The sequence below is a fragment of the Mycolicibacterium sp. XJ870 genome (assembly GCF_053483975.1).
Map to the genome: position 1 here is coordinate 40,890 of NZ_JBEFTI010000004.1, position 11,720 is coordinate 52,609.

General features: G+C 67.5%; 14 protein-coding genes. 4 read left to right on the forward strand and 10 right to left on the reverse strand.

Annotated features, from left to right (window positions below):
* Nucleotides 1-71: 71 nt before the first annotated feature.
* The 3 genes from lfrA to ABQF30_RS17400 are packed head-to-tail and all read right to left on the reverse strand — an operon-like array spanning nt 72 to nt 3,158.
* Complete coding sequence (lfrA, locus tag ABQF30_RS17390; protein WP_448465972.1) at nt 72-1,601, reverse strand: efflux MFS transporter LfrA; 1,530 nt, start codon at nt 1,599-1,601, stop codon at nt 72-74.
* Between the two features lie 50 nt (nt 1,602-1,651).
* Nucleotides 1,652-2,227: a TetR/AcrR family transcriptional regulator gene (locus tag ABQF30_RS17395; protein ID WP_448465974.1), complete on the reverse strand. Its 576-nt coding sequence runs from the start codon at nt 2,225-2,227 to the stop codon at nt 1,652-1,654.
* 52 nt (nt 2,228-2,279) lie between these two features.
* Nucleotides 2,280-3,158: an RDD family protein gene (locus ABQF30_RS17400; protein WP_448465976.1), complete on the reverse strand. Its 879-nt coding sequence runs from the start codon at nt 3,156-3,158 to the stop codon at nt 2,280-2,282.
* Nucleotides 3,159-3,190: 32 nt separating this feature from the next.
* Between ABQF30_RS17400 and ABQF30_RS17405 the strand changes: the two genes are divergently transcribed.
* Nucleotides 3,191-4,183 (forward strand): stage II sporulation protein M, encoded by a 993-nt coding sequence (locus ABQF30_RS17405; protein WP_448465978.1) that lies wholly within the window; start codon nt 3,191-3,193, stop codon nt 4,181-4,183.
* Here the strand turns inward: ABQF30_RS17405 and ABQF30_RS17410 are convergent.
* The 5 genes from ABQF30_RS17410 to ABQF30_RS17430 are packed head-to-tail and all read right to left on the reverse strand — an operon-like array spanning nt 4,180 to nt 9,400.
* The gene (locus ABQF30_RS17410; RefSeq protein ID WP_448465980.1) at nt 4,180-5,502 is read right to left on the reverse strand and encodes a DUF58 domain-containing protein; all 1,323 of its coding nucleotides are present in this window, start codon (nt 5,500-5,502) and stop codon (nt 4,180-4,182) included. The two genes, ABQF30_RS17405 and ABQF30_RS17410, sit on opposite strands and share 4 nt — an antisense overlap.
* Nucleotides 5,502-6,473, reverse strand: coding sequence for an AAA family ATPase (locus tag ABQF30_RS17415; RefSeq protein ID WP_448465982.1), 972 nt, complete (start codon nt 6,471-6,473; stop codon nt 5,502-5,504). The genes ABQF30_RS17410 and ABQF30_RS17415 overlap by 1 nt, the downstream gene beginning before the upstream one ends.
* Entirely contained in the window at nt 6,470-7,612 is a 1,143-nt protein-coding gene (locus ABQF30_RS17420) for a DUF4350 domain-containing protein (RefSeq protein WP_448465984.1), read from the reverse strand. Before ABQF30_RS17420 ends, ABQF30_RS17415 begins: the two co-directional genes overlap by 4 nt.
* Nucleotides 7,609-8,262 carry a DUF4129 domain-containing protein gene (locus ABQF30_RS17425; RefSeq protein ID WP_448465986.1) on the reverse strand — a complete coding sequence of 218 codons (654 nt, stop codon included), beginning with the start codon at nt 8,260-8,262 and terminating at the stop codon, nt 7,609-7,611. Before ABQF30_RS17425 ends, ABQF30_RS17420 begins: the two co-directional genes overlap by 4 nt.
* A 1-nt stretch (nt 8,263) precedes the next feature.
* Nucleotides 8,264-9,400: a DUF7847 domain-containing protein gene (locus ABQF30_RS17430; RefSeq protein ID WP_448466585.1), complete on the reverse strand. Its 1,137-nt coding sequence runs from the start codon at nt 9,398-9,400 to the stop codon at nt 8,264-8,266.
* A gap of 81 nt (nt 9,401-9,481) precedes the next feature.
* Here ABQF30_RS17430 and ABQF30_RS17435 point away from each other — a divergent pair, with 81 nt between their 5' ends.
* The 3 genes from ABQF30_RS17435 to ABQF30_RS17445 are packed head-to-tail and all read left to right on the forward strand — an operon-like array spanning nt 9,482 to nt 10,808.
* Nucleotides 9,482-10,162: an SIMPL domain-containing protein gene (locus tag ABQF30_RS17435; RefSeq protein ID WP_448465988.1), complete on the forward strand. Its 681-nt coding sequence runs from the start codon at nt 9,482-9,484 to the stop codon at nt 10,160-10,162.
* Between the two features lie 9 nt (nt 10,163-10,171).
* On the forward strand, nt 10,172-10,636 hold the full coding sequence (locus ABQF30_RS17440; protein ID WP_448465990.1) for a GatB/YqeY domain-containing protein: 465 nt from the start codon (nt 10,172-10,174) through the stop codon (nt 10,634-10,636).
* Between the two features lie 46 nt (nt 10,637-10,682).
* A complete protein-coding gene (locus tag ABQF30_RS17445; protein ID WP_448465992.1) occupies nt 10,683-10,808 on the forward strand; it encodes a hypothetical protein in 126 nt (41 codons plus the stop codon).
* A 1-nt stretch (nt 10,809) separates the two neighbouring features.
* Here the strand turns inward: ABQF30_RS17445 and ABQF30_RS17450 are convergent, their stop codons facing one another.
* On the reverse strand, nt 10,810-11,484 hold the full coding sequence (locus tag ABQF30_RS17450; protein WP_448465994.1) for a PIN domain-containing protein: 675 nt from the start codon (nt 11,482-11,484) through the stop codon (nt 10,810-10,812).
* 42 nt (nt 11,485-11,526) lie between these two features.
* Nucleotides 11,527-11,715 carry a three-helix bundle dimerization domain-containing protein gene (locus ABQF30_RS17455; protein WP_448465996.1) on the reverse strand — a complete coding sequence of 63 codons (189 nt, stop codon included), beginning with the start codon at nt 11,713-11,715 and terminating at the stop codon, nt 11,527-11,529.
* Nucleotides 11,716-11,720 lie beyond the last annotated feature (5 nt).

Here is an 11,720-nt window from a genome sequence, read left to right on the forward strand (position 1 = left end):
CCGCCACAGCGTTACTGGCGCGGATTGGGCGTATCCACGTGGATGCCGTTGGTGTGCAGGTATGTTTTGGGCTACCGCCGAGCCTGACGACCGAACGAGACCGCCACCACAGCCGCAGCGGCCAACGCCAGGGTCGCCGCGATAATGGCCGTCGGCGCGATGCCGGAATCGAACGCCACACGTGCCGAATCCACCAGGGCCGCAGCGGTCTTGGCAGGCAACTCGCCAGCTACCGACACCGCGCCGCCGATGCTCTCGGCGGCGTCACCGGCCTGAGTGGGCGTGAGCCCGGCCGGAACATCGATGTTGGTCCGGTAGAACGCGGTGAAGATCGTGCCGAGCGTTGCTGTGCCGACCACCGCGCCCAGCTCATACGCCGTCTCCGAAACCGCCGACGCCGCACCGGCTTTGGCGGCCGGGACGGACGCGACGATGGTGTCGTTGGACACCGTCTGTGACACCCCCACGCCGAGCTCGAGCACCACGAACGAGACGATGATCGCGGCCACTGAGAGGTCGTGGCGGAACAGCAGAATCAGGAGGAACCCGGCGGCGACGAACACCAGGCCGAAGATCATCAGGGACTGCGGGGAAAAGCGTTTGGCGGCCTTCACCACCGCGAGGCCGGCGATCATCGACACCACCGCCCCCGGCAGCGTGACCAGACCGGCAGCCAACGGCGACATGCCCAGTACCAGCTGCAGATGCTGGGAGATGAAGAAGATGAACCCGATCAATCCGACGATGGACAGGAAGTTCGCCAGGATCGACGAGCTGAACGGCCCGTAGGAGAACAGCCCGATATCGAGCATCGGTGTGGCACTGCGCTTCTGCCGGCGCACGAACAACGCGCCGGACGCGATGCCTGCGGCGAATGCCAGGACCACAATGAGCGACAGGCCGTCGTGGGCCGCGGTCTTGATGGCCCAGACGAAAGGCAGCATCGCCGTGAACGACAGCACCACGCTGGTCAGATCCAGCGGGCCCGGATTCGGGTCGCGGGATTCCGGGATCAGCTTCGGGCCAAGGACGAGCAGCGGCAGCAGGATCGGCACCGCCACCAGAAACACCGAACCCCAATGGAAATGCTGCAGCAGCGCGCCGCCAACGATGGGGCCGAGCGTCGACCCGGCGGTGAAACACGAGGCCCAGACGGCGATCGCGAGCCGGCGAGCCGAGGCGTCGGTGAAGATGTTGCGGATCAGCGACAGTGTCGATGGCATGAGCATCGCGCCGAACACTCCGAGCAACGCACGGGCTGCGACCAGGTACTCGGCGCTGGGTGCGACCGCGGCCAGTGCGGAAACCACGGCGAAGCCGGTGGCGCCGATGAGCAGCAGCCGGCGCCGGCCGAATCGGTCACCGAGCCCGCCCATGGTGACCAGCAATGCGGCCAGCACCAGGGAGTAGACGTCGACGATCCACAGCTGAGTGGACGCCGCGGGCCGGAAATCCTCGGCGATCGACGGCAGGGCGAAGGCCAGCACGGTGTTGTCGATCGCGATCAACATCACCGGCAGCGCGAGCATGGCCAGTGCCAACCAAGACCGGGCTGGAGTCTTGGTGGTTGTCGACGGCGCACCGTCGATACAGGTGGACATTCGGGAAGCTCCTGAGAAAAGCGAAGAATTGGATTGCGGCGCGAGAAGATTCAGGCGCGCGGCAGGTGGATGGTGCCGGTGGTCAGGCTGGTCATGATGGCGTCGACGATCTGGTGGCGCGGGGTGCCGTCCTGCTTGGCGGCTTCGTAGCCCGCCAGTATCAACGCCCAGAACACCCGTCGGGCCCATCCTGGGGGATATTCGGGCCTCTCGGTCGATGCCCGGTTGAGCACCTCGACGATGGCCTCGTCGCCGGTATCCAGGTAGGCCGCCAGCTCAGGGTCGGCGAGAATCGTCGGCTCGCTGTAGACGAAGAGGAAGATGGGCCCCAGATCGAGCTGGCTTTCCACCACCCGGCGCAGCGCCGCGTCGGCAGGCCCATGGGCGGGATCGGCTCGTTCGATCGCAGCGTTGCTCAGCTCGTGCACGTGGCGGGCCAGCGCGCGCAGCAGGTCGGTGCGTTCCGGGTAGTACCGGTGCACCGTGCTACGGCCGACGCCGGCGGCCGCGGCGATGTCGCCCAGCGCGGCCGCGGGTTGATCGGCGAGCACCGTCATCGCGGCATCGAGGATCGCCTTGCTGGTGCGTTCACGCACCCCGCTGTGCAGCGATACCTGGCTGGTCATGGATCAAAATATAACACATCTGGGTCAAAATGAGACAGTAGTGTCCCAAAACTCAGCTTGGTGGGGTGAATCCGCTGGTAGGAGGCGGAGGCGGCGCGGGAGGAGCAGGCGGAGGCGGAGGCGGCGAGTGAGGCGCGTAGTAGGCGGCCTGTGGCACAGCCATCGGCTGCATCGGCCCCGCCGGCATCAGCCGAGCGAGTTCGCGGCGGTGACGTTCAGCGAGGACCGCTGCCAGAACATATTGCGGAGGAGCGCCCGGCGGCGGTGGCGGTGAGATCCGCGTGGCGACCTCACCGAGGATCCGGTAGGCCATGTCGTCACGCACCGGTGGATCGAGTTGCGCGGCTCGGGACAGAAACTGCCGGGCCAGCTCGACTTGCTCGGGCCCCAGCCCGGACAGTTGCAGTGACGAGGCCCACCACGCCAGCGCCGGCGGCATGACCGGGGGCGGGGTCATTTTCGGTCCGCGTTCGCTGATCACCACGGTGCCGGCGAAGATGTCGCCGATCCGCTTGCCTTTGGGCGACAGCAGGCTGCAGATGACCGCGGGGCCGCCGGTGAACATCCAGATCTCGATGAAGCCGGCCAACGCGCGAAACAGAGCCTGGCGAAAGCGTTCGGGGCTGCCGTCCTCGGACACCACCCGCAATCCGAGTGCCATCTTGCCCAGGGAGCGGCCACGCGTCGCGGTCTCCATGATCACCGGGTACCCCACAAGGGCCAGCACGGTGAAGATGATCAGAATGGCCGCCGACAGTGCCTCGTCGAGTTGGCTGAGTGTGATCGCCCACAGCATCACCCCGGCGATGTAGGCGATGAAGACCACCAGGATGTCGATGAGCGCCGCCAAGGTCCGTACCGGCAACTGCGCGATCGAAACATCGAGGACCACGGCATCCCCGGTCACCACTGGCTCAGGCTGGGAAACCATAACGTCATACGCTACCGACTACGATTTGCCGGGTGGATGTCGATGCTTTCGTGATGGCCCATCGCGCCACCTGGGACCGGTTGGATCAGCTGGTGAAACGGCGGCGACGGTTGACCGGCGCCGAGGTGGACGAGCTGGTGGATCTCTATCAGCGGGTGTCGACGCACCTTTCGATGGTGCGGTCGGCGTCGGGGGATTCGGTGCTCGTCGGGCGGCTTTCCGGGTTGGTGGCCCGGGCGCGCGCGGCGGTGACGGGCGCGCATGCGCCGCTGTGGCGGGAGTTCGTCCGGTTCTGGACGGTGTCCTTCCCCGTCGTGGCGTACCGGTCGTGGCGGTGGTGGCTCGGTACCGCGGTGGGCTTCTTCGTCGTGACCGCCGCGCTCGCGATCTGGGTGTCGGGCAACCCAGAGGTGCACTCGGCGCTCGGAACCCCAAGTGAGATCGAGGAATTGGTCAACCACGATTTCGCGTCGTACTACAGCGAGCACCCGGCCGGATCGTTCGCGTTGCGGGTGTGGGTGAACAACGCCTGGGTCGCCGCCCAATGCATCATGTTCGCGATCCTCCTGGGCCTGCCCATCCCGTATGTGTTGTTCCAGAACGCTGCCAATCTAGGAGTGATCGCCGGATTGATGTTCCATGCCGGGGCAGGGGATCTGTTCCTCGGGCTGATCACCCCGCACGGACTGCTGGAGCTGACGGCGGTGTTCCTGGCCGGGGCGGTAGGAATGCGGCTGGGCTGGACAGTGATCTCACCCGGCGACCGGCCCCGCGGCCAGGTACTCGCCGAACAGGGCAGGGCCGTGGTCTCCGTCGCCATCGGACTGGTGGTGGTGCTGCTGATCTCCGGTCTGGTCGAGGCGTTCGTGACGCCGTCGCCGTTGCCGACGTTCGCGCGGATCGCGATCGGGGTCATCGTCGAGATCGCGTTCCTGGGCTACGTCTTCCACTTCGGGCGCAAGGCTGTTCGGGCGGGGGAGACCGGGGACGTCGAAGACGCGCCCGACGTGGTCCCGACGAGCTAGAGCTTGCCGGCGGCTTTCATCGCCAGGTAGTGGTCGGCCAGGGCCGGCGCCAACTCTTCGGGCGGGGCGTCGACCACATCGACGCCGTGGCGCCGCAGCCGTGATGCGATCGCGCGGCGATCATTGCGGGACCGCTCGGCTGCTGCCGCGTCGTACACCTGGGCGGCATCGGAGCGGCCAGCGGCCAGATGGTCCACCCGCGGATCGGCGACGGCGGCAATCAGCAGTTGATGGCGCGTGGACAGCCGGGGCAGCACCGTCATCAAGCCTTCGTCGAGGGCCGAAGCGTTCAGGTCGGTCAGCAGGACCACAAGTGAGCGGCCGCGTACGCGCCGGGTCACCGCCGAAACCATCCCGGTTGCATCGGATTCCACCAGCGCCGGCTGCAGTGGGGCCATCGCCCCCACCAGCTGGGCCAGCAGCTCGGTGCGCGAGGCGTTGAACACCGCGGCACGGGTGACCCGGTCGATGGCCAGGAAGTCGACGTGATCTCCCGCGCGTGCGGCCAGTGCGGCCAGCAGCAGCGCCGCGTCCATCGACCAGTCCAGCCGCGGCCAACCACCCGGATCGCTTGCGGTGGGGTCCACGCCGACACGGCCCGCCGACGTCCGGCCGGTGTCGAGCACGATCACCACCCGCCGGTCCCGTTCCGGCCGCCAGGTGCGCACCACGACGTCGGCGCGCCGTGCGGTCGCCCGCCAGTCGATCGACCGAACGTCGTCGCCGACGACATACTCACGCAGCGAGTCGAATTCAGTGCCCTGGCCGCGGATCAGCACCGGTATCGCGCCGTCCAGTTCGCGCAACCTGGCCAGTCGGGACGGTAGATGCTTGCGGGACAGGAACGGCGGCAGGATGCGGACCTGCCCCGAAACCCGATGCGACCGTTGCCGCCCCGCCAATCCCAGCGGACCGATCGAACGGACGGTGACCACTTCGGAGCGCTGATCGCCGCGGCGCACGGGCCGCAACCGGGTGACGATCCGGACCTGTTGCCCGGCCGCGATACTCACCGGGTGGGTGCGCGGCTCTGCGGCAGCACTCGGCGCCCACGCATCCCGGATCCGGCCGCGCAGCCTGCGCTGTCCGGTGTTGTGCACCGCGAGCACCGCGTCGACCGGCTGCCCCAGGCGTGCGGTGCCCTCGCCGCTGCGCAGGAACTGCAGGTCGCCGGCGCTGCCGGCCAGTGCCACGTCGACCGCCACCGCAACCGCCAACAGACCCAGCAGCACAGCGAAAGCCATTGCAGGCCAAGGCGCCAACGCGATCGGCAGGACGCCGATCAACGCGGCCAGGCCGGCGCGGCCGGTGAGAACCATCAGCGCGGGACCGGGACGGCTGCCAGGATGCCGTCGAGCACGCCGTCAGGTGAGGCGCCTTCCAGCTCGGCCTCGGGCCGCAGCGCCACCCGGTGCCGCAGGGTGGACCGGGCCATCGCCTTGACGTCGTCGGGGGTGACGTAGTTGCGGCCGGACAGCCATGCCCACGACCGGGCGGTCGCCAGCAGGGCTGTCGCCCCACGCGTGGACACGCCGAGTTGCAGTGCAGGCGAATGACGGGTGGCCCCGACGATGTCGACGATGTAGCCGAGCACCTCGTCGGCGACCAGGACCTGCCGCACGGCAGCGCGTCCCGCGGCAAGTTCTGCCGCCCCGGCCACCGGTTGCACCGCGGACAGGTCGCGGGGATCGAAGCCGTGCGCGTGGCGGCTCAGGATCGCGATCTCCTGATCCCGCGGTGGCAGTGGAACATTGAGCTTGAGCAGGAAGCGGTCGAGTTGGGCCTCGGGCAGCTGATAGGTGCCTTCGTACTCGATCGGGTTCTGGGTGGCCGCGACGATGAACGGGTCGGGCAGTGGCCTTGGCACGCCGTCGACGCTGACCTGACGTTCCTCCATCGCCTCCAGCAGAGCCGCTTGGGTTTTCGGAGGGGTCCGGTTGATCTCGTCGGCCAACATCAGGTTGGTGAACACCGGCCCGGAGCGGAACTCGAACTCGGCGGTGCGCGCGTCGTACACCAGTGAGCCCGTCACGTCGCCGGGCATGAGGTCTGGGGTGAACTGCACGCGCTTGAACTCCAAAGACAGCGCTGCCGCAAGGGTGCGTACCAACAGCGTCTTGGCCACACCGGGGACGCCTTCGAGCAGAACGTGTCCCCGGCACAGCAGCGCGATCACCAGGCCGCTGACCACCGCATCCTGGCCGACCACCACTTTGGCGATCTCATTGCGTAAGGCCAGCAACGCATTTCGTGCCGCATCGGAGTCATTGGGCTGGGCTGGCTGAGTCACGACTGGGCGACCTGCCTTTCGATGTCGTCGAGTTGGTGGGCGAGATGGATGAGGTCGGAATCGGTGGCAGGTGCCGGGCCGAACAGTACGTGGCCGGTCGACGCGGTGTCCCCGCCGCAGCGGGCTGCGACAGCGGCCACCACCGCTGGCGGTTCGGCGCCCGCCGTCAGTCCGAGACGGGGGAGCAGCCGTTGCAGTGTGGCGGTGCGCAAGGCGTCGGCGGCGCGGTCACGGGCCCGGCGGGACCGGTACAGGCGGCCGCGTCCCTCGACCGTTTCGGAGGCACGAACCACCACTGGCAAGGATTCGGCGACGAGTGGGCCGATACGACGGGCCTTCCATATCGCCAGCAGCGCCACGACCAGGCACAGCTGCAGGACCATCCACCGGATCGCGTCTGGCATGAGGTCGGACAGCTTGGCGTCGCCCGACGAGGTGCCGGTAAATCGTTGTGGCGCATACCAGATCACCCTTGACTGAGTGCCGGCCAAATTCATCGCAAGCGCTGCGTTGCCCTGCTCGAGTAGCCCGGAGTTCGACATGAACTCGGCGGTGCCGACGGCGGTCACCGTCCGGTCATCGTCGTGGTAGCGGGCCACCGCGCCGCCGTAGCAGCGCGTCACCGGGATGTCGCCGGATGCCTCGAACGTGTCGGTCAGACCGAACTGGGCTTCGCCGGCCCGGTTCGCTTCGGCGAGTTCACAATCGGGCTCGCCACCACCGAACGCACTCGGCTCGCCCAGTTTCAGGTGCGGGGCGAGCGCCTGCCTGGTCTTGGTCACCGGTTCGACCAGCAACAGGTCGCCGCGGGCCTGCGTCAGGTGGTCCAGTTGCTCCTCGCCGGACAGGAACATCGTCTGCGCCACCACCAGCAGGGTGCCGGGTTCGGCGGCGCGCTCGGCGTCCTCGGCGGTAGAGGCGACGGTGACGTCGACGCCGTTGTCGCGCAGCAGTGTTACCAGAGCGCGCGCGCCGCCGGGCGAGGTGGATTCGGGATCCATCTGGCCGCCGGGCCGCGGCGCGGTGAGATACGTCGTCACGATCGCCACCGCGACGATGACTACGAGCGCGAGTATCACCCAGCGCGTCGTGCGAGGCTGACGAGCGCTTGCGCGAGGAACCGAGTCCGTCTCCTTCATCGAACGTGCGCCCAGCCGTCGGCGGTGCCGGCCGTGGCGGCGGCGCCGGCCAATACCGGACCGTGGTCGGGCAGCTTGGCGTCGAGGTCGGCGATCATCCGGTACCCGGACTCGGTGCCGGGTTGCTCACCATAGGTGGCATCGTTGAATATAACTGCCGCCGAAGACAATTCACCGGATAATGTCGGTAGTGCGGCAGCGGCGTCGCGGGCGAGTTCGGTGGCTGTCCGTCCCGGAACGGGGTCGAGTATGCCGGACTCCTCAAGATGACGTGCCACCGCCCGGAGTCGATGCCGGATCGCAGCTGCCCAATTTCCTTCCGCCGCAAACCGTTCGGCGATCGCACGGTGTTCGGCCGAGCTCAACTCCCGGTTGCCGAACAGCGCATGCCTGTCGTCGCGATTGGTACGCATGGCGCGTCGGGCGATCCGCACCGCGACCACCAGCGCGATCACCACCAGGATGACAAGGACCGAGATGGTGAACCAGCCGCCGGGAACCGTCGAACCCTCGAAAGCGAGCCGATACAGCAGCTCGTTGATCCAATCCATGAACTGTTCGGTGAGCGAGGCCCTCGGATAGATCGGCTTGTTCAGCTCGGTCTGGGCAGCGTCGTGCGCAGCGTCCCTGTCGATGTCGATAGTCGTCACCTCAGAAGCGCCGGATCAGCCACAGTTGGTCGGTGGATTCGGCGGGCCCGGCCGCACCGGTCTGCAGCACCAGGTCGAATGCCTCGGCCCGGATACGCCGGTCGGTGTAGAGCAGCACGTCGACACCGGCCCCGAAGGGTGCGGTGATGATCTGCCCGATCATGCTGCCGATCGCCACCAGGATGAGGCCGATGATCGACATGCCGACCCGCTCGGGTTCCAGCGACAGCACTTGGCCGACGATGCTGAACGGGGCGCCCACCGCGGTCCCCACCACGGTGGTCACGATCGCCGCGAGCATCCAGATGCCCAACACCCGCCAGAAGTCCTTCTTCACCAAGGCGAACGACCGGGCGATCGCCGGGAACACCCCGAGTCGCTCGAGCACGATCAGCGCGGGCGCGAACAGCAGAACCGTCATCGCAAAAATGAAGCCGACGACGGCTGCCAGTACCAGCGGAGCCCCGACCAGGAATGCGGCTGCCCCGCCGGCTGCGGCGCCCGCGACCATGATGGCGGCCACGATGAGTGCGCAGACCACGATGACGACGAGCCCTTGCAGCGCCGTCAGTCCGATCAGCGCCAGAAAGCGCCCGCGCAACTGCTGCCAGGCCTGCCCGATGGTGATGGATCCGCCGAACACCGACCGCCCGATGACGACCGTCAGCATGCCGGTCAGCAGTACCGATGCGAGCTGGCTGACGAGAACGCCGGCGATCGTCGCGCCGGAGAACGCTGCCAACGCCCCCACCGACGGCGAGTCGCCTTGCGGGGTCGATCCCAAGCCGCCGATCGCGGCCAGCGGTCCGATCTGCAGCACGAGCGCGATGAGTTGGGCAACGACCACGACCATGGTGGTGAGTCCGAGGGTGGCCTTCGGGTTTTTCCGGATGTAGGCCACCGCACCGTTGAAGATGTCGGACAGGCTCAGCGGCCGCAGCGGGATGACACCCGGTTTCAACGCGTCCGGGTATGGCGCGTAACCCGGTGGCGGGTAAAAGCCAGGTGGTGGCCCGTAGCCAGGTGGAGGTCCGTATCCGGGTGGGGTGTACCCCAGATGGGGCGGGCCCGGCGGCTGCGGGTGGTACGGGATGGACCCGTCGACAGCCCATGGGGAGCGGTTGCTCATGCTCCCCATCCTGTCCATGGCCGGACAAATTGACAACGTGGCCTGCCCGCGACCCCAAACGTGTGGTGTGCGTGGAATACGGTGAGACGTATGCCGACCGAAATCATCGTGCGCGGATCATATTCCGCCTACGAGCCGCCCGAACGGGGGACGGTGCATGCCAGCATCGCCTACGAGGGTCCCGCGATCGAGTCGGTGTACGACCAGGTGGTCCGCGATCTGGAAGTGGTGAAGGCCACCATCGAGCCGCTGCACAATCCCGATGGCGGTCCGGTCACCTGGTGGTCCACTCAACAGCTGCGCACCTGGGCGAACCGTCCATGGAACAACGAGGGCAAGCAGCTGCCGCTGGTGCATCACGCCAGTGTCGGCATTCAGGTGAAGTTCAGTGATTTCACCGCGTTGTCGCGCTGGGTCGGCGGGCACATCACCGATACCGGGGGCTTTCAGCTGTCCCGCATCGAGTGGGCGCTGACCACCAGACACCACGACGAGTTGGTCGGCGAGGTACATACCCGCGCGGTTGCGGATGCGGTCACGCGCGCCCAGCGGTACGCCGACGCGTTGGGCCTCGGCCCCGTACGCCCCGTTGCGATCGCCGACGCTGGAATGCTGGGCCGGTCGCCGCACGAGGGCGGCCCACCGCCGGTGGCAATGCGGGCGATGGCCGTGGCAGGCGCACCCGAGGTGCAACTCGCCCCCGCCGATATCGAGGTCTCGGTCGCGGTTGATGCGCGTTTTCACGCCGGCGAGGATCCGGGCGCGGCGTAGGTTTGCCGTATGGCCGAACTCAAGGACAGGCTGCGCGCGGACCTCACCAGTGCGATGAAGTCCCAGGACAAGCTGCGCACCGCCACATTGCGGATGCTGCTGGCGGCGATTCAGACCGAAGAGGTCTCGGGTAAGCAGTCGCGTGAGCTCAGCGACGCCGACGTGATCGCGGTGCTGGCCCGCGAATCCAAGAAGCGCGGTGAGTCGGCGGAGATCTACACCCAGAACGGCCGCGGCGAGCTGGCGGCCACCGAACACGCTGAGGCGCGCGTCATCGACGAGTACCTGCCGACGCCGTTGACCGATGCCGAGTTGGCCGACGTGGCCGACACGGCCATCGCGCAGGTGGCCGAACAGATCGGGGAACGCCCGAGCATGCGTCAGATGGGCCAGGTGATGAAGGCCGCCACCGCGATCGCCGCGGGCAAGGCTGACGGAGCGCGACTTTCGGCGGCGGTGAAGTCGCGGCTCTGAGCGGTACACCGGTTGAAACGGGTGGGGGCCGGGTACTTCGAGTGCCATGCCACGAGGAAACGGCGTCTACGACGAAGAGCACGCTGACGAAGACAAAGGCGCCAAGAAGGTGCCGGAAGACACCCCGGACGTGGATAACCCGGAAGGTCCTGAGCAGGAGCCGCCGGACTGAATCACTCGGCCCCGCGCCCGATCCGGCTCCGGCGGTATGCCACGCGGCGAACGTCGGACAGCCACCCCGGCACCAAAGCGACGCCGGGCGCCGTGTGCAGGGTCGGATCGAACGAGATGTCCCGGCCGGGCGGCAACTTCTTGTGCAGCGACAGGCGCGCCAGCGGGCGAAACTCACCGGTGGTCGAGGCTTGCTCCACATCGAATTCCAAGCCGGCACGGCCGAGTTGGTCGACGACACTGGCCAGCGACAAGCCTCTGCCGTCGAACACTGTCGTCAGGCGAGCTCGGAGCCACCAAACACTCCCGTCAAACCGCAGCGGCATCAGGCTCGAGAAGGTGATGTCGCGCCAGGAAGCCGCCGGCCACAACCCGATTCGTTGACCGGCCACAGTCGAGGCGAGCAGCACATCCCATGGCGTGCCGGACAACTGGGGCGGCATTCGCCATGCCAACCCGGCGATATCCGGCAGAGCGCCGGGCAGGCCGATCCCCTTGGACACCCGGCCGGTGATCTCGCACGAATGCAGAGGCAGACCTTCACCTACGGGTGCGGTCCTCTCGAGGGTCCCGTCAGCCAACACGCCCGTCGGATGGAACAGCCGCCGGTGCCGCAGTGAAGCGCTGATCTGGACCGGCATGGCAGCGGCACCCGAAAGGGCGTCGGAAAGCTTCATCGCCACGGATTGCCCGCAGCGGCGCGACCACAAACGTGCGGATTACACAGACGCGAGTTCGGAGGCCACGCGGCGCTCGACGAGCAACGGCACGAAGTCGCGGATAACGCTGCCATCGAAGCGATGATGAGCGTCGTCGACGGCTGCGGAGACGCGTTCGGGCGGGAATGATTTGAAACGTTTCACCAGGCGGTCCTGAACGTCTGCGATCAAATCGCTCTCGGATTTCATTATCA